The organism is Verticiella alkaliphila (genome assembly GCF_018904615.1).
GTDB lineage: Bacteria > Pseudomonadota > Gammaproteobacteria > Burkholderiales > Burkholderiaceae_B > Verticiella > Verticiella alkaliphila.
Window position 1 is genome coordinate 16410 of record NZ_JADCNH010000009.1, and the last position, 23169, is coordinate 39578.

The 23169-nt window shown below is 66.3% G+C and carries 23 protein-coding genes and 2 pseudogenes; 12 read left to right on the top strand and 13 right to left on the bottom strand.

Annotated features, from left to right (window positions below; translation table 11 throughout):
- Positions 1-46: 46 nt before the first annotated feature.
- A complete protein-coding gene (phaP, locus tag IMZ29_RS08405) occupies positions 47-619 on the bottom strand; it encodes a TIGR01841 family phasin (protein ID WP_216182747.1) in 573 nt (190 codons plus the stop codon).
- A gap of 314 nt (positions 620-933) precedes the next feature.
- On the opposite strand from phaP, the gene IMZ29_RS08410 reads away from it, so the two are divergent.
- Positions 934-1911: a tripartite tricarboxylate transporter substrate binding protein BugD gene (locus IMZ29_RS08410; RefSeq protein ID WP_216182749.1), complete on the top strand. Its 978-nt coding sequence runs from the start codon at positions 934-936 to the stop codon at positions 1909-1911.
- Positions 1912-2042: 131 nt separating this feature from the next.
- Here the strand turns inward: IMZ29_RS08410 and IMZ29_RS08415 are convergent, their stop codons facing one another.
- Positions 2043-3005, bottom strand: a complete 963-nt coding sequence (locus IMZ29_RS08415) for a LysR substrate-binding domain-containing protein (protein WP_216182752.1) — start codon at positions 3003-3005, stop codon at positions 2043-2045.
- A gap of 110 nt (positions 3006-3115) precedes the next feature.
- On the opposite strand from IMZ29_RS08415, the gene IMZ29_RS08420 reads away from it, so the two are divergent.
- Positions 3116-3721, top strand: a complete 606-nt coding sequence (locus IMZ29_RS08420; protein WP_216182754.1) for an FMN-dependent NADH-azoreductase — start codon at positions 3116-3118, stop codon at positions 3719-3721.
- Here the strand turns inward: IMZ29_RS08420 and IMZ29_RS08425 are convergent.
- From IMZ29_RS08425 to IMZ29_RS08435, 3 genes are read right to left on the bottom strand one after another with little or no spacing between them, the layout of a single operon-like run.
- Positions 3666-4532 (bottom strand): IclR family transcriptional regulator, encoded by an 867-nt coding sequence (locus IMZ29_RS08425; protein ID WP_216182756.1) that lies wholly within the window; start codon positions 4530-4532, stop codon positions 3666-3668. The two genes, IMZ29_RS08420 and IMZ29_RS08425, sit on opposite strands and share 56 nt — an antisense overlap.
- Positions 4533-4552: 20 nt before the next feature.
- Positions 4553-5353 carry a competence/damage-inducible protein A gene (locus IMZ29_RS08430; RefSeq protein ID WP_216182758.1) on the bottom strand — a complete coding sequence of 267 codons (801 nt, stop codon included), beginning with the start codon at positions 5351-5353 and terminating at the stop codon, positions 4553-4555.
- Positions 5350-6192, bottom strand: coding sequence for an EI24 domain-containing protein (locus tag IMZ29_RS08435; RefSeq protein WP_216182760.1), 843 nt, complete (start codon positions 6190-6192; stop codon positions 5350-5352). The genes IMZ29_RS08430 and IMZ29_RS08435 overlap by 4 nt, the downstream gene beginning before the upstream one ends.
- Positions 6193-6274: 82 nt before the next feature.
- Between IMZ29_RS08435 and IMZ29_RS08440 the strand changes: the two genes are divergently transcribed.
- Complete coding sequence (locus tag IMZ29_RS08440; protein ID WP_371820176.1) at positions 6275-6649, top strand: thioredoxin family protein; 375 nt, start codon at positions 6275-6277, stop codon at positions 6647-6649.
- Positions 6646-7035 (top strand): SH3 domain-containing protein, encoded by a 390-nt coding sequence (locus IMZ29_RS08445; RefSeq protein ID WP_216182764.1) that lies wholly within the window; start codon positions 6646-6648, stop codon positions 7033-7035. The genes IMZ29_RS08440 and IMZ29_RS08445 overlap by 4 nt, the downstream gene beginning before the upstream one ends.
- 82 nt (positions 7036-7117) lie before the next feature.
- On the opposite strand, the gene pnp is transcribed toward IMZ29_RS08445, so the two are convergent.
- Both pnp and rpsO read right to left on the bottom strand, forming a co-directional pair.
- Positions 7118-9259, bottom strand: a complete 2142-nt coding sequence (gene pnp / locus IMZ29_RS08450) for a polyribonucleotide nucleotidyltransferase (protein WP_216182766.1) — start codon at positions 9257-9259, stop codon at positions 7118-7120.
- 86 nt (positions 9260-9345) lie between these two features.
- On the bottom strand, positions 9346-9615 hold the full coding sequence (rpsO, locus tag IMZ29_RS08455) for a 30S ribosomal protein S15 (RefSeq protein ID WP_216182768.1): 270 nt from the start codon (positions 9613-9615) through the stop codon (positions 9346-9348).
- 174 nt (positions 9616-9789) lie between these two features.
- Between rpsO and IMZ29_RS08460 the strand changes: the two genes are divergently transcribed.
- Entirely contained in the window at positions 9790-10302 is a 513-nt protein-coding gene (locus IMZ29_RS08460) for an outer membrane protein assembly factor BamE (RefSeq protein ID WP_216182770.1), read from the top strand.
- Positions 10303-10371: 69 nt separating this feature from the next.
- On the opposite strand, the gene pssA is transcribed toward IMZ29_RS08460, so the two are convergent.
- A complete protein-coding gene (gene pssA, locus IMZ29_RS08465) occupies positions 10372-11154 on the bottom strand; it encodes a CDP-diacylglycerol--serine O-phosphatidyltransferase (protein ID WP_216182908.1) in 783 nt (260 codons plus the stop codon).
- Between the two features lie 246 nt (positions 11155-11400).
- Positions 11401-12042, bottom strand: a pseudogene (locus IMZ29_RS08470) (phosphatidylserine decarboxylase); the annotation flags it as partial.
- 153 nt (positions 12043-12195) lie between these two features.
- Here IMZ29_RS08470 and IMZ29_RS08475 point away from each other — a divergent pair.
- The 5 genes from IMZ29_RS08475 (at position 12196) to IMZ29_RS08495 (ending at position 15891) form a co-directional block, all read left to right on the top strand.
- Positions 12196-12387 (top strand): YqaE/Pmp3 family membrane protein, encoded by a 192-nt coding sequence (locus tag IMZ29_RS08475; protein WP_216182774.1) that lies wholly within the window; start codon positions 12196-12198, stop codon positions 12385-12387.
- Between the two features lie 8 nt (positions 12388-12395).
- Positions 12396-13067 (top strand): epoxyqueuosine reductase QueH, encoded by a 672-nt coding sequence (locus IMZ29_RS08480; RefSeq protein WP_216182776.1) that lies wholly within the window; start codon positions 12396-12398, stop codon positions 13065-13067.
- 152 nt (positions 13068-13219) lie between these two features.
- Positions 13220-14254 carry an AI-2E family transporter gene (locus IMZ29_RS08485; protein ID WP_371820177.1) on the top strand — a complete coding sequence of 345 codons (1035 nt, stop codon included), beginning with the start codon at positions 13220-13222 and terminating at the stop codon, positions 14252-14254.
- A 72-nt stretch (positions 14255-14326) separates the two neighbouring features.
- Entirely contained in the window at positions 14327-14833 is a 507-nt protein-coding gene (locus tag IMZ29_RS08490; protein WP_216182778.1) for an acyl-CoA thioesterase, read from the top strand.
- A 101-nt stretch (positions 14834-14934) separates the two neighbouring features.
- On the top strand, positions 14935-15891 hold the full coding sequence (locus tag IMZ29_RS08495) for a tripartite tricarboxylate transporter substrate-binding protein (protein ID WP_216182780.1): 957 nt from the start codon (positions 14935-14937) through the stop codon (positions 15889-15891).
- Positions 15892-16050: 159 nt separating this feature from the next.
- On the opposite strand, the gene ilvC is transcribed toward IMZ29_RS08495, so the two are convergent.
- From ilvC to IMZ29_RS08515, 4 genes are all read right to left on the bottom strand, one after another.
- A complete protein-coding gene (gene ilvC / locus IMZ29_RS08500; protein ID WP_216182782.1) occupies positions 16051-17067 on the bottom strand; it encodes a ketol-acid reductoisomerase in 1017 nt (338 codons plus the stop codon).
- Positions 17068-17153: 86 nt separating this feature from the next.
- Positions 17154-17645, bottom strand: a complete 492-nt coding sequence (gene ilvN / locus IMZ29_RS08505) for an acetolactate synthase small subunit (RefSeq protein ID WP_216182784.1) — start codon at positions 17643-17645, stop codon at positions 17154-17156.
- Positions 17646-17655: 10 nt separating this feature from the next.
- Positions 17656-19368 carry an acetolactate synthase 3 catalytic subunit gene (locus IMZ29_RS08510; protein ID WP_216182786.1) on the bottom strand — a complete coding sequence of 571 codons (1713 nt, stop codon included), beginning with the start codon at positions 19366-19368 and terminating at the stop codon, positions 17656-17658.
- A gap of 405 nt (positions 19369-19773) precedes the next feature.
- Positions 19774-20442, bottom strand: a complete 669-nt coding sequence (locus IMZ29_RS08515; protein ID WP_216182788.1) for a MarR family winged helix-turn-helix transcriptional regulator — start codon at positions 20440-20442, stop codon at positions 19774-19776.
- A gap of 129 nt (positions 20443-20571) precedes the next feature.
- Here IMZ29_RS08515 and IMZ29_RS08520 point away from each other — a divergent pair, with 129 nt between their 5' ends.
- Positions 20572-21528: a Bug family tripartite tricarboxylate transporter substrate binding protein gene (locus IMZ29_RS08520; protein WP_216182790.1), complete on the top strand. Its 957-nt coding sequence runs from the start codon at positions 20572-20574 to the stop codon at positions 21526-21528.
- Between the two features lie 11 nt (positions 21529-21539).
- Positions 21540-23092: pseudogene (locus tag IMZ29_RS08525) on the top strand (sulfatase-like hydrolase/transferase).
- Positions 23093-23169 lie beyond the last annotated feature (77 nt).

A 23169-nucleotide genomic window follows, 5' to 3' on the forward strand; every position in this document is an offset into this window, starting at 1 on the left:
TTCGCGCTGCCAGACGACCCGCAGCGTCACACCTGGGCGTCAAGGCTCAGGCGGCGGTGCGGCGTGCGCGCGACGAGGCAGCGGGCTTGGCGGCTTCAGCGGCTTCGAACGTCGCGTTGGCCGCGGCGGTGATGTTCGACTCGGTGACTTCGGCGGCCTGCTTGGCAGCCTTGGAGAACGAATCGTAGGCCGAGTTGGCGGTGGCCATCGACGACTTCATGAAGGCCACGGCGCTTTCCGAGCCAGCCGGCGCCATCTTGGAGAACTGATCGACGGCTTCGGAGAATTGCTTCTGGCTTTCGGCGATCTGGGCTTCGGTGAGCTTGGCCACGTCAGACTGCACACCCGACATGATGTCGTAGACGTGCTTGCTGTAGGCGACCATCTTCTCGGTGCTGGGCTGGGCCAGTGCAGTGGCGTAGGCCACGGCTTGCTGGGGATCTTCCAGCGCCATCATTTCCTGAGCTTTCTGGGCGGACTCGTCGAACGACGCCTTGACCACGCGCAGGTTCAGGTCGACCAGCTTCTCGAAGCCGGCGAACGCCGTGTTGTGCAGGGCCAGGAAGGTGTCGAAAGTGGCTTTCTGGCTGGCGAAGAATTGGGGCGGGACGGTGGACATGCGTCGGTCTCCTGGTAGAGGCTGCTACGTGGTTGGGAGCCTCGCGACCAGTCGGTCCGGGCTCGGTACGGCGGCTTTGTTGCACCGCACAAATTCAATTTTACCGAAGCAAGATGACATGTCAAGACCGTTCGCGAGGCGTCTTGCATGCAGCGCAACATGTTGCCGCCCGACTTTGGTCTAAATCGCGGCTGAGACAGGGTATTCCCCGTATTGCGAATGCCCTCGCTCCGCTACGCTGGCACCCCGGGCGTCAGTGCCACGCAACTGGCCGTGCGCCGCTCCCGCCCGAGGCTTCAATCGCAGAGGATCTCATGCAACTCAAATCGGTCATTTCGGCAGGCTTGATCAGCCTGGCCGGCATCGCCACCGTCGCTCACGCCGCCGACGCCGCCTACCCCACGCGCGCCGTCAACATGGTGGTCCCCTTCGCCGCCGGCGGCCCGACCGACAGCGTCGCACGCGCACTGGCCGAAGCCATGCGCACCGAGCTCGGCCAGACGGTCGTTGTCGAGAACAAGGGCGGCGCGGGCGGCACCATCGGCGTGAGCCAGGTGGGCCGTGCGGCGCCGGATGGCTACACGATGCTGCTCATGCACATCGGTTTCTCCACCGCGCCCTCGCTCTACAAGAATCCCGGCTACCAGGTGGATAACTTCGCCCCGGTCGGCCTGGTCGTCGACGTGCCGATGACGATCATCGCACGCAGCGACTTCCCGCCCAACAACATCGCCGAGTACGTCGATTACCTGAAGAAGAATGCCGACAAGGTGTCGCTCGCCAACGCTGGCGTGGGTGCCGCCTCGCACCTGTGCGGCACCATGCTGATGGATGCCCTCGGCGTGCAGCTGCTGACGGTGCCCTATGGCGGCACTGCGCCTGCCATCAAGGATCTAGTCGGCAAGCAGGTCGACACGCTGTGCGATCAGACCACCAACACCACGGCGCAGATCACGAGCGGCACGGTGAAGGCCTACGCCGTCACGAGCCTGGAGCGCGTGCCCACGCTGCCGAATCTGCCGACCATGGACGAGTCCGGCTTCAAGGGCTTCCAAGTGGGCATCTGGCACGGTCTGTGGCTGCCGAAGGACACGCCCCAGCCGATCGTCGACAAGGTCAACAAGGCGCTGCAAACGGCGCTGGCCTCCGAACGCTTCCAGAGCCGCATGAAGGATCTTGGCGCGCGCGTGATGACCGAATCGGCCAATCCGCAGGCCCTGAAGCAGCTGGTCGACCAGCAAGTGCCGCAGTGGGCTGAGCTCTTCAAGAAGGCCGGCGTCGAGGCCCAGTAAAGACTTCAGTTCCGCCCGGATCGCAAACGGCGCCATTGGCGCCGTTTGTTTTTGGCGGTGCCGTCACCCGCCGCCGTCTCACTGAGCGCACCGACGCCAGATGCGGCTGCGGCGGGACCCGCTGGACCGGGTCACTCCACCGGACGCGTCCCACGCAGACTCATCCCGCCAGCCGTGTCGATCTGCGGGCATAGCGCATAGCGCGTGGGCAGGCGTTCCATGAGGAAATCCACCAGCGCGCGCACCGCCGGCAGCATGCCACGGCGCGATGGGTACACGAGGTGGAAGATCCCTGGGTCGGACCGCCACTGTGGCAGCACCTGCACCAGCCGCCCCTCGTGCAAGGGCTGCGCAACGGCCATGTCCGGCAGCAGGGCGACGCCGCAGCCCTCGATGGCCGCGTCCGCCAGGCTTGGAAAGTCGTCTGCGCACAGCCGAGGATGCACCGTGATGTCCACGGTGTCGCCCCGCGGGCCGTGCAGTGTCCAGCGATGCGGGGGCGGACTGCCGCCGAACGAGAGCGTCGGCAGCTCGCTGAGTTCATCTGGATGCTGTGGGTGCCCGAGCCGTTGCACGAATGCCGGGCTCGCCACGAGGTACGATGCGCTCTGGCCGAGTTCGCGCATCACCATGTCCGCATCGGTGTCCAGGCGAGACCGTACGCGCAAGGCCAGATCCACCCCTTCGGCCACCAGATCCACACGCCGGTTGGTTGCGAGCACACGCACGTCCACCTTGGGCCAGGCCGTCAGGAACGCGGGCAGCAGGCCCGGCAGCAGGTCGCGCGCGATGGCCACGGGCGCGCTCATGACGACTGCGCCTGCGGGCTCGGCGCGCAACTGACGCATCGCGTCCTCCGCGGCGCGGGCAGATTCCGTGACGGTGCGGCAATACTGCAGGTATCGCTCGCCCGCCGCGGTGAGCCGCAGGCGCCGCGTCGTGCGCTGCAGCAAGCGCATCTCCAGGCGCTCCTCAAGCAGCGCAATCCGGCGCGAGAGGCGTGACTTCGGGATGTCCAGCCGGCGCGCGGCGGCGCTGAACCCGCCGGCCTCGACCACCTGGGCGAAATAGTAGAGATCGTTCAGGTCTTCCATGACCGTATTGTCCCACCAGTGGAACGCCGCGTGTCAAAAAACCGGGTTTATCGCTTCAATCGGAATCGGTAGAGTGTCATCCATTGCCTACCTATCCCTGTGAGCCCCTCATGAACACGCTTGTCCTGCTGTCCTCGATTCTTGGCGACGCTTCACGTTCGAATCACCTGGCCCAGCACGCCATCGCGCGCGTGAAGGCGACCGACCCCACGGGCACGGTGACGATTCGCGATCTGGCCGCCGAGCCGCTGCCCTACTTCGATGCCGCCACGGCCGGTTCGCTCTTCACGCCCGCCGAATCTCGCACCGCTGCGCAACAGGCCGTCGTCGATCTGAGCGACACGCTCGTAGCCGAACTCCAGGCGGCCGATCGCGTCATCATCGCGGTGCCCGTGTACAACTTCGGCATCCCCGCCCAGTTGAAGTCCTATTTCGATCTGGTGGCGCGCGCCGGCATCACGTTTCGCTACACCGCCGAAGGCAAGCCGGAAGGGCTCGTGACCGGCAAGGACGTAATCGTCATCATCGCCCGCGGTGGTGTCGCCCTGGGCACGCCGATGGACACCATCACGCCGTATCTGCAGACGTTCCTGGGCTTTCTCGGCATGACGCAAGTGACCGTCGTGGCTGCCGAAGGCGTGAAGATGGGTGAGGCCGCGCTCAATCAGGCACTGCAAGGCGCGCGCGCAGATCTCGAGCGGCTGCTCGCCGCCTGAGCTCAGCGCCTGCGAAACCCAACGCCCGGGAGATGTCCAGGGCGGTGTCCACGAGATCGTCGATCCAGCTGTCGTCCAGACGGCTGGCAGGCGCGGACAGCGACAGGCCGGCCACGAGCCGGCCGCTTTCGTCCCGAATCCCGGCTGCGATGCACCGCACCCCGACTTCCAGCTCTTCGTTGTCGCGTGCGTAGCCGTGGCGCCGGACCAGTCCCAGCTCGCGCTCGAGCAGCACCAGGTCCGTGAGACTGTTGCGGGTATTGCCGGCCAGGCCCGTGCGCACCGCATACGCCCGAAGATGGCGTTCGTCCACGGCGGCCAGGAAGAGCTTGCCAGTGGACGTGAGATGCAGTGGCGCGCGACCGCCGATGGCGCGCACCACCTGCATGCCCGAGCGCTCGCTGTAGGCGCGATCGATGTAGACGATCTCGTCACCTTGGCGCACGGACAGGTTCACCGTCTGCCCCGTGCGCTCGTGCAGCTCACGCATGGGATTGACGGCCACCTCACGCACGTCCAGCCGCGTCTTGACCAGATGCCCCAGCTCGAGCAGGCGCATGCCAAGGCTGTAATAGCCGTTCTCAGCCCGCTCGATGAGCCGGCCGACGGCCAGGTCGTTGAGGATGCGGTGCGCGGTGGACGGATGCAGATCCGTGGCGAGCGCGAGCTCCTTCAGGCTGACCGGGCCTGAACGCTCGGCCAGCGCATCGAGCAGCCGCATCGCGCGGTCGAGCACCTGGATCGCCACGGGTTGGGCTGACAGGCCAGGGGATTCGACAGCGGCGGGGGCTAAGGCGCGAGGGCGAGGCATGATGGCGGTGGCGTGGCGCGTCAGGCGGCGAACTCGGCGCCCAGGCGCGCGGCTTCTTCGCGAAGGTATTGCAGCGCCTGCTCGGCGGCCTCGGGCTCGCCCTTCACGCCCAACTCGATGTGCGCGCGGCCACCACCGCCCATGTGCGGCAGGCTGAAGCTGCGCACACCTGGCCAGCGCGATTCCACCTCGCGCAGCGCCGGCGTGATGCGCGATTCCGGCAGGCCATAGACGATGAAGCTGAACTCGCCACGCGGTGTGGCATGGTGCAGATGCGCATAACGCGTGTCGAGCACGTGTTCCAGCATCGGCCAGGCCATGACCGGAAAGCCCGGCACGAAGGTATGGTCACGAATCCAGAACCCCGGAATCTGGTTGTACGGATTCGGCACGATCTCGCTGCCTTCCGGGAACTCACCCATCTGCAGACGCTGCTGGTTCTCCGGCGTGGTCATGTCAGCCGAGCCCTGGCCCTTCTCGGCCATGGCCGCGCAACGCTGCGCGATGAGCTCGGCAGCCTCCGGGTGCAACGCCACTGACACACCCAGGGCGGCCGCCGCCGCCTGGCGCGTGCGATCGTCCGGCGTGGCTCCGATGCCACCACACGACAAGACGATGTCGCCCGAAGCGAAGCTGTGCTGATAGGTCTGTACGAGCAGCGCCTCGTCGTCGCCCACCACCTGGGCCCAGGACAGCGCCAACCCGCGCGCACCGAGCAGTTGCACGACCTTGGTGAAGTGTTGGTCCTGACGGCGGCCGGACAGGATTTCATCGCCCACGACGATCAAGCCGAAGCGACGGACAGAAGAGGTGGCAGTCATGGAAGTTGGGCAGGCGGCAAAGGCGTGACGACGGGAGGGTCGAGCGGCGTGGGCGCAGGTGCAGCAGGCGGCAAGGTACGGGCGCGCAGATCGCGCAGTGCGTCCAGGCTGAAGTGCGCGAACAGCAACGACGAGAAGACGGGCAGGAAGAACCAGGCGGGCGGCAGCAGGCTCAGCAGTGCGCAGATGAGGCCCAGCGTCCAGAACTCGGCCATGTGCAGCCCGAGCAGCTGACGCCGCTCGTCGGCAGTGGCGAAGTCGGCCAGCGCATCCAGGCGCAGCATTCGGGTGAACGCAAACGTCCACCACAGGATCGGCAGGATCACGGCGAGCGGTGGCAAGAGCCACAGCGGCATGGTGAAGAGCCAGCCCAGCGCGAAGACGACGAGCACCCAGATCGCGTTCCAGCCGCTCACGATCAGCGCAAGACGGCCCTTCTCTGCCACGTCACCGTAGTGGCTCTGCTTCAGGTGACGCAGCACGAGCGGCATCACGAACACCGCCGCGATGGCCACGCCCAGGATGCCGGAGGCCGGCAGCAGCAGGGCCGCGGCGAGCAGCGGCGCCAGCCAGATCTTGAGCGAGATCAGCCCCAGGGTGACGAGCCACTGGTCGACCTGGGCGACGGCCGGCCAGTTGAACACCGTATTGCTGAGCCAATCCGTCACGGGCTGCCAGAAAGCCCAGATGAGGACGACCGAACCCACGAGCACCACCGCGAACGGCAGCAGCAGCGCCAGCAGCATGCGCGGGTGGAATTGCGAGACCACGGCGCGCCCGAAGGCACGCGAGACAGCGGCGAACTTGCCGGCCGTCGAAGGGGGAGTCGTGCGAGACATGCGCAGAGTGTACTGCCAGCGCGCGGGAAGGGGGGAACGCGCGGTCTACAATGCCTCGTCTTCCCGTGGAGAGCTCACGACCGTGTCCGTGCATCGTCCCGGCGAGCCTGCCCTCGCCTCTCGTCTCACCGCCCCCGATGCGGTACTGGTCGCCTGCCTGTGCGCCGACTGGTGCGGCACCTGCCGCGAGTATTACGAACGCTTCTCGGATCTGGCCACCCGGAGGCCCGAGGCCACCTTCGTCTGGATCGACGTGGAAGACGATGCCGTCGCCATCGACGAAGACATCGAGGACTTCCCCACCCTCTTCGTGCAGGATGGCGCGGGCGTCCTGTTCTACGGCACGATGCTGCCGCACATCGGCCACCTGGAGAAGCTGCTCGACACGGTGCAGCGCTCGCGCCCGCCCGCGCCCGCTGCGGCTCCGGACTTGCTCGCCGCGCTGGTGTGCGCATGACGGTGTCCGACACCTCTTTCCACTATCGGGTAACGGCCGCGCATCGCAGCGAATTCCCGGCGCCCATTGCGCTTGCGGCGGGCGAGACGGTCGCCGTCGGCGAACGCTATGCCGGGCCCGAGGGCTGGGACGAATGGTATTGCTGCACGAACGGCACCGGTGTTTCCGGTTGGGTGCCCGGACAGATCCTCGCGCGTAACGACGAGGATGTTGCCCAGGTGCTCGAGGACTACACGGCGCGCGAACTCGACGTGGACCCGGGCCAGATGCTGTGCGGCAGACGCCACCTGAACGGCTGGTGCTGGTGCGAGCGCGAGGCCGATGGCGCTTCCGGCTGGGTGCCGCTGAGCCATCTGCAGCCGGCTGACGCGGAACACACCGCCTAGAATGCAGAACACCCGCTGGCCTCGCGGCGCAGCGGGTGTTCTGCTCCGCCCGACATGCGCCAGGCGGGATCACACGTGAGACTTACTCGGCAGCGGGGGCGTCCGGCGTGGCGGCAGCCGTCTGGGCTTCCAGACCACCGATGGCCTTGATCGACAGGCGCAGGCGGCCCTTGTCGTCGGCTTCGATGACCTTCACCCGCACCACTTGACCGACCTTCAACACGTCGTTGATGTTGGCGATGCGGTAGTTCGCGATCTCCGAGATGTGCAAGAGGCCGTCGCGGCCCGGCAGCACCTGGACGATGGCGCCGAAGTCCAGCAGACGCAGCACGCTGCCTTCGTAGACCTGGCCCACTTCGACGTCGGCGGTGAGGTCGGCGATGCGGCGCTCGGCTTCGCGAGCCTTGTCCAGATCGGCGCTCGAGATGACGATGGTGCCGTCATCCGAGATGTCGATCATCGTGCCGGTCTCTTCGGTCAGCGCACGGATGGTGGCGCCGCCCTTGCCGATCACGTCACGGATCTTCTCAGGGTTGATCTTCATGGTGAGCATGCGCGGCGCGAAGGCCGAGAGCTCGCCACGCGAACCATCGATGGCTGCGGTCATCTTGTCGAGGATGTGCAGACGGCCTTCGCGGGCCTGGGCCAGCGCGACCTGCATGATTTCCTTCGTGATGCCCTGGATCTTGATGTCCATCTGCAGCGCGGTCACGCCGTTGACGGTACCGGCCACCTTGAAGTCCATGTCGCCCAGGTGATCTTCATCGCCCAGGATGTCCGTCAGCACGGCGAAGCGGCCACCCTCCTTGATGAGGCCCATAGCCACACCGGCGACGTGGTTCTTCACCGGCACGCCGGCGTCCATCATGGCCAGGCTGCCACCGCACACCGAGGCCATCGACGAGGAGCCGTTGGATTCGGTGATTTCCGACACCACGCGGATGGTGTACTGGAAATCCTGGGGCTCGGGCAGCAGCGGCACCAGCGAACGCTTGGCCAGACGGCCGTGGCCGATCTCGCGACGCTTGGTGAAGCCGATGCGGCCGGTCTCGCCCGTGGAGAAGGGAGGGAAGTTGTAGTGGAAGAGGAAGCGGTCACGGTACTCGCCCATGAGCGCGTCGATGATCTGCTCGTCCTGCTTCGTGCCCAGCGTGGCCACGACCAGGGCCTGCGTCTCGCCACGGGTGAACAGCGCGCTGCCGTGGGTGCGCGGCAGCACGCCCAGGCGGATTTCGATCGGGCGCACGGTGCGCGTGTCACGGCCGTCGATACGCGGCTCGCCATTCAGGATCTGGCCGCGGACGATCTCGGCTTCCAGGTCGAAGAGGAGATTGTCGACGAGCACGGAATCCGGCGCACCGGCTTCGCCGGCGTCGGCCGCGAGGCGGGCGTGCACGTCGGCGTAGACTTCACGCAGCTTCAACGTACGCTCTTGCTTGTTGCGCAGCTGGTAGGCGCCCTTCAGGCCGTCGAGGCCGGCGGCGCGCACGGTGGCGATCAGCGCGTCGTTCTTGGGGGCTGCCTGCCAATCCCACTCGGGCTTGCCGGCTTCACGCACCAGGTCGTGAATGGCATTGATGGCGGCTTGCATCTGCTCGTGGCCATAGACCACGGCGCCCAGCATGACTTCTTCGGAGAGCTCGTGGGCTTCCGATTCAACCATCAGCACGGCGGCTTCGGTGCCGGCCACGACCAGATCCAGCTGCGAACCCTTGCGCTGCGTGGAGGTCGGATTGAGCACGTACTGGCCTTCGGCATAGCCCACGCGGGCGGCACCGATGGGGCCGTTGAACGGGATGCCGGAGATCGCGAGCGCGGCGGAGGCGCCGATCATGGCGGCGATGTCCGGATCGACTTCCGGGTTCACCGACAGCGTGTGGATCACCACCTGGACTTCGTTGTAGAAGCCTTCCGGGAACAGCGGACGCAGCGGGCGATCGATCAGGCGCGAGGTGAGCGTTTCCTTCTCGGAGGGCTTGCCTTCGCGCTTGAAGAAGCCACCCGGGATCTTGCCGGCAGCGTACGTCTTCTCGATGTAATCGACCGTCAGGGGGAAGAAATCCTGGCCAGCCTTGGCCTTCTTCGCGCCCACCACGGTTGCCAGGACCACCGTGTCGTCGATCGTCACCATCACGGCACCCGATGCCTGCCGTGCGATCTCGCCAGTTTCCAGGGTCACACTATGCTGACCGTACTGGAACGTTTTGGTCACTTTGTTGAACATGGCAATATTCCTTGCATAAAAAAACCGTGGTCGCGGCGACAGATCGCCACGACCACGGTTGCGTTCGACCTAGGAAGGCCGCCGGATCACTTGCGCAGGCCGAGCTTTTCGATCAGCGAGCGGTAGGAATCGGCGTTGCGACCCTTGAGGTAGTCCAGGAGCTTGCGGCGACGGCTCACCATGCGCAGCAGACCGCGACGCGAGTGGTGATCCTTCTTGTGTTCCTTGAAGTGTTCGGTCAGCTCGTTGATACGAGCCGTGAGCAGAGCGACCTGCACTTCGGGCGAACCGGTGTCGCCCTGGGCACGTTGATATTGCCCAACGATATCAGCCTTGTTGATGTCGGCTACGGACATATTCCTCTCCAGACGTGCGGCAAGGCCGAGGTGCCCTGCCGTGAGATATTGATAAACCGGTCTCGAGCCCCACTGACCCGACGACCCTCCGCCCCCACACGGGAGCTGGACCGGGGATTCTATCCTAAAATCGACGTTGCCGCCCACATCCGTCTGGCGGCGAGGAGAGTCCTCATGCTGCGTCGATGCCTTCTTCCCTGCGCTGCCGGCTTTCTGGCCCTGGCAGCCGGGTGTACCACGCTGGAGCAACGCCTGCCGCCCGGCACCACCGGCGACCAGGTGCAGGCGAGCATGGGTACGCCCAGCGTTGCCTGCCCGTTGCCGGGCGGAGGCCAGCGCCTGGTCTGGTCCGGCCAGCCGTTCCGTCAGGCCTCTTGGGCCACGGATGTCGCACCGGACGGGCGCAGCAGCGGCGTCCAGCAGATCCTCACCGACGCCAACTTCAACCGACTGCGCGAAGGCAGCTGGAGCGCCGAACAGGTGCGCTGCACGTTCGGGCCGCCGGCCATCATCGATGCGGTGGGCGCGCCGGGCCACCCGCAACGGGTCTGGTCCTACGCGTACAAGCAGGACACGGTCTGGAATTCGTTGATGTTCGTGTACTTCGACGACGCGGGGTACGTCGCCCGCGTGCACCCCGGCCCGGATCCGGCCTACGACACGGACTCGCGCTTCGGCTGGATGTAGGCGTCACCGTCGGCGACGCCGCGCCATGAAAGACGGCCCGCATCGCGGGCGTCTTCGTTCAGCAGGCGATCACAGCCCGGCAGCGGGCGGCGGGCCTTCGCGGCGCGCGCGCTGCAGGCGACGGGCGCGCTGCCAGCGCCACACCATCAGCGCCCAGCCCGAGACGCCATAGATGACGAAGAGACCGAAGAGCACGATGGGCGGGTTCGACGACACGAACACGAACACCAGCACCATGACGAGGATCACCCAGAACGGGACACTGCGCCCGACGGTGAACGACTTGCCGCTGTAGAACGGGGCATTCGAGACCATGGTGAGGCCCGCATACACCGTCACGATGAACGCCACGATCGGCAACCAGGCCTCATTGATCGGCAGGCGATTATCGGCTGCGAGCCACACCAGGCCAGCGACGAGCGCCGCCGCCGACGGGCTGGGCAGGCCCTGGAAGAAACGCTTGTCGACGACTGCAATGTTCGTGTTGAAGCGCGCCAGACGCAGCGCGGCACACGACACGTAGATGAAGGCGGCAAGCCAGCCCCAGCGGCCGAGGGTATTGAGCACCCACACATACATCACAAGCGCTGGCGCCACGCCGAAGGACACCATGTCCGACAGCGAATCGAACTGCTCGCCGAAGGCCGACTGGGTGTTGGTGAGACGCGCGACTCGCCCATCCATGCCGTCGAGCACCATGGCCACGAAGATGGCGATGGCAGCGACTTCGAACTGGCTGTTCATCGCCTGCACGATGGCGTAGAAGCCCGCGAAGAGCGCCGCGAGCGTGAAGGCATTCGGCAGGAGGTAGATGCCGCGCCGGCGGCGTTCGAGGGCGTCGGATTCGTTCATGCGGCCTTCACGAGGATCAGGGACAGTCGTCATGGGCAGCAGTTAGCGTTCCTGGGCGGGCGGCGCGGCGTCCGTCGCGTCGTTGCGTGCGGGTGCGGCGGGCGCCGGATCCGCTGCTGCGGCGACAGCCCCGGGCACCAGCTCCGCGACGGCCGCGGACACGGGAACGGCACCCGTCACCACGCTCGGCGCAGGCGTCGCGGCCGCTGCGGCAGACGGGGCGGCCAAGGCGGCACCCACCCGCGCCAGATCGGCAAGGATGGTCGAGGTGGCACTCACCTTGTCGCCGATCACCACGCGCGGCTGGGCATCAAGCGGCAGGTACACATCCACGCGCGAGCCGAAGCGGATGAAGCCGTACCGCTGCCCACGGGCCAGCCGTTCGCCCGGCTTCACATAGCAAAGGATGCGGCGCGCCACCAGGCCCGCCACCTGAACGAACGTGACCGTGACGCCCTGGTCCGTCTCGACCACGAGCGCATTGCGCTCGTTCTCGAGCGAGGCCTTGTCCAGATCGGCATTGACGAACTTGCCGGGGAAATACTCGGCGTGACGAATGCGACCGTCGACGGGGCTGCGATTCGAATGCACGTTGAAGACATTCATGAACACGCTGATCTTGAGCGCATCACGATCGGCATACGGGTCGCGTGCCTTTTCCACCACCACGATCCGCCCATCGGCGGGGCTCAACACGGCATTGGCCTGCTGCGGCACGTGCCGCGGCGGATCGCGGAAGAACTGCACCACGAAGACGGCAGCCAGCCAGAAAATCAGCGACCATGCACCAAACAGCAGGGTGGCCACCAGGGCCAAGGTCAGGGCGATCGCAATGTGCGGCCAGCCTTCGCGAGCCAGAATGGGATGGGGATAGTGGGGTTTTTGCATAGTGGGCCAAGATTAACCGATATCATTGTACGATCGCGCTTTTGCACGCCCTAGGCCTGCGCCTTTTTACAGGCGGGCCGCCTCCAGGCAGAAAGCCCCCCGCGGGGGCAGCGAGCCGGGGGCAAGCGCGGGCCATTTTCTTGAGTTTTCGCCATGCGCCTCATTCTCGCCATCTTCCTGCCCTGGCTGCAGTTCTTCACCATCGGGCGTCCGTTCGCCGGCATCATCTGCCTGATTCTGCAAATCACCCTGATCGGCTGGATTCCTGCCGCGATCTGGTCCGTGTATTCGCTGAGTCAGTACAAGACGGATCAGAAGATCGAACGCGCCCTGCGCGGCCGCTGAGCCCGGCCATGACCACCACACAACGCCAACCTCTCAAGCTCCCTGGCGAAGGCGGACGGCTGCTGCTGCATTCGTGCTGCGCGCCCTGTTCCGGCGAGCCCATGGAAGCCCTGCTCGCCTCGGGCATCGATTACGCGATCTATTTCTACAACCCGAACATTCATCCCGAGCGCGAATACCTCATCCGCAAGGACGAGAACATCCGCTTCGCGCAAAAGCACGGCATCGAATTCATCGACGCGGACTACGATACCGAGCCCTGGTTCGAGCGCGTCAAAGGCCTGGAGAATGCGCCCGAGCGCGGCGAACGCTGCACGGTGTGCTTCGACATGCGCTTCGAGCGCACCGCGCTGCATGCCCACGAGCATGGCTTTGACGTCATCACGAGCTCGCTCGGGATTTCGCGCTGGAAGAACATGCAGCAGATCAATGGCTGTGGCGAGCGCGCAGCGGCGCGCTACCCAGGCATGACGTACTGGACGCACAATTGGCGCAAGGGTGGCGGCAGCGCGCGCATGATCGAGATCAGCAAGGACGAATCGTTCTACCAGCAGGAATACTGCGGCTGCATCTATTCGCTGCGCGACACCAACCGCTGGCGCCGCCAGACCGGGCGCGAGGCGATCCGCATCGGCGAGAAGTACTACAGCCACGACAGCGACGACAACGGCAGCGTCTGATGCCATCGGCCTGTGCGGCAGACGACCCCGCCGCCGTGCGGCCCGCGCCATGGCCGGGATCCCCACGCGGCCTTGACGAGCCCACCGACGGAGGCTGCCGGCGCCGACAGCCAGCCCGCGTCGTATCGCCCCCTGACGAGCCCGAGCTTCCCGTGACGCCCCCCGCCGCCCTGCCGCCTGTCGTCCCTTCGCGTCTGCCCACGCTGCTCATCATCGGCTGGGCCGCCGCCGCCCTGGGCCTTTGGTTCGTCCTGGAGTACCACCTGCTGCTGGCCCTACTATCGGGGCTGCTGGTGCACCAGCTCATCCACCTGCTCGCGCCGCACCTGGCCGGCCGCTTCTCGGGACGCGGCCATGCCGTGGCGCTGGCGCTGCTCGTGGCTGCCGTCATCGGGCTCGTTACGCCGCTCGTGCTCGCCAGCATCACCTGGCTCACCCGGGCCGGTCAGCACCTGCCGCATCTGGAGCTCAAGGTGCAGATGGTGATCGAGCATGCGCACACGCAGTTGCCGGACATCCTGCGTCAGTACCTGCCACGCGACGTGGCCCAGATGCAGTCCAGCGTGGCCGCCTGGATCAGCGAGCACCTGGGCGAGCTCCAGATCGCCGGCAAGACCGCCGTGAGCGCCGTGGTGCACGTGATCATCGGCATGGTGCTGGGCGGGTTGGTCGCCTTCGAGGCGCAGCGAGCCCCGGACAGCCTGCGCCCGCTCGCGCGCACGCTCACGCAACGCGCATCGCTGCTCGCGGGCGCCTTTCGGCAGATCGTATTCGCGCAGGTGCGCATTTCCGCGCTCAACACCGCGTTCACCGCGCTCTTTCTGCTCGTCGTCCTGCCCGCCTTCGGGGTTCATGTGCCGCTCGTGAAGACGCTCATCCTGGTGACGTTCGTCGCCGGGCTGCTGCCGGTCATCGGCAACCTCATTTCCAATACCGCCATCGTCCTGGTCGGCCTGTCCGTGTCGATCGGCGTGGCGTTCGCCGCCCTCGCCTTTCTCGTCATCATCCATAAGCTCGAATACTTCCTCAATGCCCGCATCGTTGGCTCGCGCATCCATGCACGCGCCTGGGAACTGCTCGCGGCCATGCTGGTGATGGAGGCGGCCTTTGGTATCGCAGGTCTCGTTGCCGCGCCGATCTACTACGCCTACGTGAAGCGTGAGCTGAGCGACGCCGGCCTGATATAAGCATTGAACGCCGGGTGATGAGCCTTCGCCCGGAATCGTCGTAGCATTCGCCCACGCCTCTTGTCGCACGCCATGAACGAGTCCAGCCACCAGACCTCGATGACCATCCTGATGACCCCGGACATGGCGAATTTCGCCGGCAATGTCCACGGGGGCACCATCCTCAAGTACCTCGACCAGGTCGCCTACGCGTGCGCCAGCCGCTACGCCGGCGCGTACGTGGTCACCTTGTCGGTGGACCAGGTGGTGTTTCGCCAGCCGATCCACGTGGGCGAACTGGTCACGTTCTATGCCGCGGTCAACTATACCGGCCGCACCTCGATGGAGATCGGCATCAAGGTGGTCACGGAAGACATCCGGCAAAAGCTCGAACGCCATACCAACAGCTGCTACTTCACCATGGTCGCCGTGGACGACGATGGCAAGCCGGTCACGGTGCCGCCGCTGCAGCCACGCACGGCCGAGGAGCGCCACCGCTTCGAGGCGGCCAAGCTGCGCCGCGAGTTGCGTGAGGAAATGGAGCGCCGTCACCAGACCATCAAGGCGACGCTGCAATCCCAACCCGATACGCCTGCCTGACACTCGAACCGCGCTCGCACTGCCTTGGGCATCGAGCGTCCACTTGTCTACCAGTCTCTCAATCCGCGCGCTGTCTGCGCCCTCTTGCCGGAACCTTCGCCATGAAGCCCTGGACCCCTGTGCTGGCCCTCACCCTGTCGCTCGCTGCCATCTCGGCAGCTTCGGCGCAGACGCCGCTGAACCTCATCGTCGGCTACCCGCCCGGCGGCAGCTCGGACCGCGTCGCGCGGCTCGTGAGCGAGCGCCTGGGCAAGGAGCTCGGTGTACCCGTCGTGATCGAGAACCGCACGGGGGCGGGCGGGCGGATCGCCGCGCAGTACGTGGCGCGCGCCTCGGCCAAGGACAACGTGCTGATGCTGGGCAACCCGGCCGTGATGGTGGTGGCGCCCCTCGTCTATGACGACGTGGGCTACGACGCCGCCAAGGACTTCCAGACGGTGGCGCTGGTGGCCGGCTATCGCTTCGGCTTTGCTGTCCCGGCTGATTCGCCGGTCAAGGATGTCGCTGGCCTGCGCCAGACGCTCGCCGCCAACCCTGGCCAGTTCAACCTGGGCGTGCCGGCCACGGGCAGCCTGCCGCACTTCTTCGGGCTCATGCTCGGCAAGGCGCTCGGCGAGAACCCCGAAGTGGTGGGTTACCGCGGCTCGGGGCCGCTCGTGACCGAGCTCATCGGCGGCCACCTCAAGTATGGTCTGGACACCTTCGACGCCCTCGAGCCCCAGCACGCCGGCGGCAAGCTGCGCATCCTGGCCGTATCCGGCGAGCAGCGCGAGGCCACCTTGCCTGAGGTGCCCACCTTCAAGGAAGCGGGCATCGACGTGGTGGCCACGGCGTGGAACGGCATCTTTGCCCCGGCGGCCATGCCCGCGGCAGACGTCGAGCGCTACGGCGCTGCGATCAAGAAGATCGCCCAGGACCCGGCCTTCGCGCAGATCATCCGCGACACCCGCATGGAGCCCATTGCGGCCGATGCCAAGGAGAGCCAGAAGCTGCTGGATGAATACCGGGCGCAATGGGCGCCGGTGGTGAAAGCCTCGGGCTTTCGCGCGGCACCCTGAGGGCCACGCCGCAGCCTAGGCGCACCGCTTCGCGCCGGTGCACGGCTCTGGCTTCCACAGAGCCCGCCCATCGCGTCAACAACGACAAAGGCCCCATCCTCACGGATGGGGCCTTTGTCGTGTCTGAGCCTGCTGCCGCCCTCGCGGGCGGCACCGACATCAGTTCTTGCTCTGGTCGACCAGCTTGTTCTTGGCGATCCAGGGCATCATCGGGCGCAGTTGGCCGCCGACGACTTCGATCTGGTGCTCGGCGTTCAGGCGGCGACGCGATTGCAGCGTCGGGGCACCGGCCTTGTTCTCCAGAATGAAGCTCTTGGCGTATTCGCCGGTCTGGATGTCCTTCAGGACCGCACGCATCGCGTTCTTGGTCTCTTCGGTCACGATACGCGGGCCGGTGACGTACTCACCGTACTCGGCGTTGTTCGAGATCGAGTAGTTCATGTTGGCGATGCCGCCTTCGTAGATCAGGTCCACGATGAGCTTCAACTCATGCAGGCACTCGAAGTAGGCCATTTCCGGCGCGTAGCCCGCTTCCACCAGGGTTTCGAAGCCGGCCTTGATGAGTTCGACGGCACCGCCGCAGAGCACGGCCTGTTCGCCGAACAGGTCGGTTTCCGTTTCTTCGCGGAAGTTCGTTTCGATGATGCCGGCACGGCCGCCGCCGTTGGCGCTGGCGTACGACAGGGCGATGTCACGGGCAGCGCCGGACTTGTCCTGGTACACGGCCACGAGGTGGGGCACGCCGCCACCCTGGCTGTAGGTGCCACGCACGGTGTGGCCCGGAGCCTTGGGGGCAACCATGATGACGTCGATGTCGTCACGCGGCACGACCTGGCCGTAGTGCACGTTGAAGCCGTGCGCGAAGGCGAGCGCAGCGCCCGGCTTGATGTTGGCGGCGACCTGGTTGTTGTAGACCTCGGCGATGTTCTCGTCGGGCAACAGGATCATGACGACGTCGGCTTGCTTGACGGCGTCGGCCACTTCGGCCACTTGCAGACCGGCGTTGGCGGCCTTGTTCCAGGACGCGCCACCCTTGCGCAGGCCAACCACGACCTTCACGCCCGAATCGTTCAGGTTCTGGGCGTGGGCATGGCCTTGCGAGCCATAGCCGATGATGGCAACCGTCTTGCCCTTGATGAGCGACAGATCGCAATCCTTGTCGTAGAACACCTTCATGACATTTCTCCAGTTTTTCTTGGGGTGGGCGGGCGCGCTCAGGCTGCCCTGCCCTGGTGCTGCGTTTATTGGGGGTTGAGTAGGCGTCAGGCCTTGAGGATGCGCTCGCCGCGACCGACGCCGCAGCTGCCGGTGCGTACCGTCTCGAGCACCGCCGTGCGGTCCAGCGCGTCGATGAAGGCGTCGAGCTTGCTCTGGTCGCCCGTGAGTTCGACCGTGTAGCTCTTGTCCGTCACGTCGATGATCCGCCCGCGGAAGATATCCGCCATGCGTTTCATCTCTTCGCGCTCCTTGCCGACCGCGCGCACCTTGATGAGCATCAGCTCACGTTCCAGGTGCGGGCCTTCGGTCAGGTCGACGACCTTCACGACTTCGACCAGCCGGTTCAGGTGCTTGGTGATCTGCTCGATCACGTCGTCCGAGCCGTGCGTGGCGATGGTCATGCGCGAGAGCGTCGCGTCCTCGGTGGGCGCCACCGTCAGGGTTTCGATGTTGTAGCCGCGTGCCGAGAAGAGGCCGACCACGCGCGAGAGCGCGCCCGGTTCGTTCTCCAGAAGCACGGAAATGACGTGTCTCATGCGTGCCTCCTCACAGATCTTCGGAACCGAGCATCATCTCGGTCAGGCCCTTGCCCGCCTTGACCATCGGCCAGACGTTCTCGGATTGATCGGTGATGAAGTCCAGGAAGACCAGACGCTTCTTGTACTTGCCGAAGGCTTCACGGATCGCCGGCTCCACGTCCGCCGGGCGCTCGATGCGCAGGCCGACGTGACCATAGGCTTCGACGAGCTTCACGAAATCCGGCAGCGCATCCATGTACGACTCGGAATAGCGCGAACCGTAATCGATCTGCTGCCACTGACGCACCATGCCGAGATACCGATTGTTCAGGCACAGCACCTTGGGCGACAGGTGATACTGGAAGCAGGTGGAGAGCTCCTGGATGTTCATCTGGATCGAACCCTCGCCCGTGATCACGGCCACGTCCGAATCCGGGTTCGCCATCTGCACACCCATGGCGTAGGGCAGGCCCACGCCCATCGTGCCCAGGCCACCGGAGTTGATCCAGCGGCGCGGCTTGTTGAAGCCGTAGTACTGCGCGGCCCACATCTGGTGCTGGCCCACGTCGGAGGTCACGAAAGCGTCGCCACCGGTGACTTCCCACAGCGTCTGCACGACCTTCTGCGGCTTGATGAGCTCGTCGGACAGCGCGAACTTCATGCAGTCGCGCGCACGCCAGGCCTCGACCTGCTCCCACCAGGGGGCGATCGCGGCGTGATCCGTGCCGCCGGCCGCATCGAGCTGGGCGATGAGATCCTGCAGCACGTCGCGCACGTCGCCCACGATCGGCACGTCCACCTTGACCCGCTTGGAGATCGAGGAAGGATCGATGTCGATATGGATGATCTTGCGCGCGTTCTGCGCGAAGTGCTTGGGATTGCCGATCACGCGATCGTCGAAGCGCGCACCGATGGCGATCAGCACGTCGCAGTGCTGCATGGCCATGTTGGCTTCGTAGGTGCCGTGCATGCCGGGCATGCCCACGAAGAGGCGATCGTTGGCCGGGTAGGCGCCCAGGCCCATCAGCGTATTGGTGACGGGCGCACCAAGGCGGCGGACCAGCGTGTTGAGCTCGTCCGAGGCATTGGCGAGGATGACCCCGCCACCCGTGTAGATCATCGGGCGTTCGGCGCTCTTGAGCAGCTGCACGGCCTTCTTGATCTGACCCTGGTGTCCCTTGGTCACCGGCGCGTACGAGCGCATCGTCACCGGGGCGGTGGCGGGCGTGTACTTGCAGCGCGCGATGGTGATGTCCTTGGGCACGTCCACCAGCACCGGACCCGGGCGGCCCGTGCGCGCGATGTAGAACGCGCGGCGCACGGTCTCGGCCAGATCCTTGACGTCCTTGACCAGGAAGTTGTGCTTCACGCAGGGGCGCGTGATGCCGATGGTGTCGCATTCCTGGAAGGCATCCTCGCCGATCACCGCCGTCGGCACCTGGCCGCTGATGATGACCATCGGAATGGAGTCCATGTACGCGGTCGCGATCCCCGTGACGGCATTCGTCGCCCCGGGACCACTGGTCACCAGGCAGACGCCGGTCTTTTGCGAGGAGCGGGAGTAGGCATCGGCTGCATGGACAGCAGCTTGCTCATGACGAACCAGGATGTGCTGGAAGCGATCCTGCTTGTAGATTTCGTCGTAGATGTACAGCACGGCGCCGCCAGGGTAGCCAAAGACGTGTTCCACGCCTTCATCGGCCAGGCAGCGCACGAGGATTTCGGCGCCATTGAGTTCCATGATGTTCCCTTCAAACCGATGTGTGACGCCCCGAGCATCGCCCTTTCACAAGGGACGAACCGGACTTGCAGCTGGACTCGACGGCACGCTTGGCGCTTCATGGTTCACAGAACCACTCGGCCCGAACGCCCCGACGTCCCAGTACACGTCCTATCGGAACGGACACCGGACATTGAATGAAAGCCCGCTGCCGCGCTTGTGGCACGAGAGCCAGGCATAGTGTTCGACTTGCGGCGCGAAGGGCGTTTGGCGGGTGGGCCAAGGCCGTTGCGAAGTTGGCTATTCACGGATCGTGAAAAGCCGAAGCGAAGGAGGATACCGTGTGCCGAGGCACTCCGCAAGCACTCGCGCGAAACGAAGACGCACCGCGACGCCCGAGCCCGGACGATCGCGCAGGCGCGTTCCTCAGTCGTCCTCGGACCCGCTCGGTCGCCACGCCATGTGCAACGGGTCCGGCCAACCTTCCGGCGCGCCGGAAGGCTCGGTGCGCTCCGCTCGCCAGAACTGCCGTGCCCGTTCGGCAAGCCGCGGCAGGACGGCCTCGAGCATCTCGGCCTCCTCGGCGCTGAGACACGCGGCGAGCCGGGTGTTGTAGCGCGTGGTAGCCACACGGGCCGCGGCATGGCGGTCCTCGCCGCGTGTCGTCAGGCGCAGCACCACGGCGCGCCCGTCCTGAACGTCGCGCGTGCGTGCAACGAGCCCGCGATCGACGAGCGAGGCCACCAGGCGGCTGGCCACGACCTTGTCGAGACCCGCACTCGCGGCCAGTGCGGTAAGGCCCTGCCCTTGCGGCGACTCGGCCAGAAACGCCAGCACGCGCCAATCACGCCGACTGATCCCGACCGTGCGCCGCAGATGGACGTCGATGCCCGCCGTCGCGGCCCGCGTGCTCGCGTGCAGGTGAAAGATCAGATACTCGTCCAGACGCGCGGGCTGCCGAAAGCCGCTCGGTGCCGCATCGTCGCGGGCAGACATGCCGCGCGCGCCCCCGGGCCGGCGCGACGCCTGCGGCGCCTCGTCGGCAGAGGGGATATCCGCTGCGCGTTCCTGCGGGAGCCGTGGGGCGCCGCTCATGCCTGTCTCTCCGTGCGAGCCTGGCTCGGCCCGTCGATTCGTTGACTTGGTCAATTATCGACCGCTTTGCTAGCGTGCGGGTTTCCCTATGCGGCGGGACCCGACCCGCCCACTCGTCGGAGACACCTCATGCCCGTCCTGCGTCCTTCGCTCGCCACTGCGCTGCTCTGTGCCGCCTTCTCCGCCCAGGCCGCCTGGCCCGAGCAACCCATCCGCCTGCTGGTCGGCTCGCCCCCCGGTGCACCTTCCGACATTGTGGCCCGCTCGCTCGCCGACCAGATCGGCGAGCAGCTCGGCCAACCGCTCGTCGTGGAGAACAAGCCGGGCGCAGGGCTGAACCTCGCCGCCGGGCAGGTGGCGGGTGCCAAGCCGGACGGCCATACGTTTCTCGTGACCTCGGACACCGTCATCACCGTCAATCCCGAGGTCTACAGCAACCTCGCCTTCGACGCCCGTAAGGATCTGGTGCCCGTGACCGTGCTCGCGAGCTTCACGCAGATGCTCGTGTGCAACAGCGCGCTGGGCATCGCCACCGTGGCTGATCTGCGCGAGAAGGCCAAGGGCACCAACCTCACGTATGCCTCCGGCGGCGCGGGCGTGCCAGGCCACCTCGCGGCCGAGATGCTCCTCGCCGAGACGGGCATTACGATGACGCACATCCCCTATCGCGGCCCCGGCCCCGCCATCACGGACGTGGTGGGCGGCCAGGTGGACTGCGGCTTTCTCACGACGCCGCAACTGCTGCCCCACGTGCAGTCCGGCCGGCTGAAGGCGCTGGCCGTGTCGTCCGCCCAGCGCTCGGCGATGGCCCCGGAGGTGCCGACGGCGGCCGAAGCCGGCGTGACGGGCATGGACGCCACATTCTTCCAGGTGTTGATGGCTCCTGCCGGCACGCCGCCCGAGATCCTGGAGCGCCTGCAGCAGGCGGCCGTCCAGGCGATCGCCACTGACGCAAGCCAGCAGCGCCTGACGAATCTGGACATGGCGGCCGTGGGCTCCTCGCGCAGTGAAGCCGCCGAGCGCCTGGCCGCCGATACCCAGCGCTGGCGCGCGATCGTGCAGAAGATCGGCCTGAAGGTCGACTGAGGCAGACGACGATGACCGCCAGGAACGTCCTCTTCATCATGTGCGACCAGCTGCGCCATGATCACCTGGGCTGCACGGATCACCCCTACCTGCGCACGCCCAACATCGACGCGCTTGCCCGGCGCGGCGTGCGCTTTTCCCAGGCCTTCGTGACCAGTGGCGTCTGCGGCCCGTCGCGGATGAGCTACTACACGGGGCGCTACGCCGCGAGCCACGGCGCCACCTGGAACCGCGTGCCCCTGGGCGTGGGCGAGATGACGCTGGGCGAGTACCTGAGCGACGCCGGTCTCGCGCTGACCCTGGCCGGCAAAACGCACATGATGCCGGACAACGCCAACATCGCCCGGCTCGGGATCGGCGAGCCGATCGCCGCGCGCCTTCGCGCCGGCTACTTTGCGGAGCTCGACCGCCACGACGGCCACCATGCCGAGCCGCACAGCGCCTACGCAAACTATCTGCGCGCGCAGGGCTACGACAGTGCCGACCCGTGGTCCGACTACGTCATCAGCGCGCAGACGCCGGATGGCCAGATCGTCTCGGGCTGGCACATGCGCAACGTGCACCTGCCTGCCCGCGTGGCCGAGCCACATTCGGAGACGGCTTACACCACCCAGCAGGCGATCGACTTCATCGGCCGCGCGGGCGACGATCCGTGGGTGCTGCACCTGTCGCTCGTCAAGCCCCACTGGCCGTATCTGCGCCGGCGCCCTATCACCAGCGCTACACGCAGGACCAGTGTCTGCCGCTACACCGGCACGCGCGCGAACTCGACCACCCCCATCCGGCGGTCGCGGCCTATCGCACGCAGGAAGAATGCGCGAATTTCATGCGCGAGGACGTCGCCCGGCACGTGCGGCCCGCGTATCAGGGTCTCATCGAACAGATCGACGATCATCTCGGGCGGCTGTGGGAAACGCTAGAGCGCACCGGACGCTGGCAGGACACGCTCGTCGTCTTCACCGCCGATCACGGCGACTTCCTGGGCGATCACTGGCTGGGCGAGAAGGAGCTCTTCTACGACACCGTTCAGCGCGTGCCGCTGATCGTGGTCGATCCGAGCCGCGACGCGGACACGACGCGCGGGACGGTGGACGAGCGCCTGGTGAGTGGCGTGGACGTCGTGCCCACCGTGCTGGCGGCGCTGGGCCTATCGGCCCATGCCCATCGCGTCGAAGGACGCTCCCTGCTCGCGGCCACTCGCGGCGCGGCCTCCGACGACTGGCGCACCGCGGTCGTCTCCGAGCTGGATTATGCGTTTCGCCAGGCCAGGCTCGTGCTGGGCCGCCAGCCGGGCGAATGCCGTGCCTGGATGGTGCGCACCGCGCGCTGGAAGTACGTGCACTGGCAGGGGTTGCCGCCGCAGCTCTTCGATCTGGAGAAAGATCCGGACGAGTTCGACGACCTGGGCACGGACGCCGGCCACGACGCCATTCGCACCACGATGCGCGGCCATCTGCTGGACTGGTTCAGCCAGTTGAAGCCGCGCACCACGCTGGATGACGCCACCGTGGCGGCCAAGACCAACACCGCCAAGGCGGCCGGGGTGTTCTTCGGCGTGTGGTGACATGAGGCCTTGGCGGTCGTGTCATGAAACTGTCATCAAATCGGGCTATGCTGCGCGGCTGTCGAGGCCGCTACCCT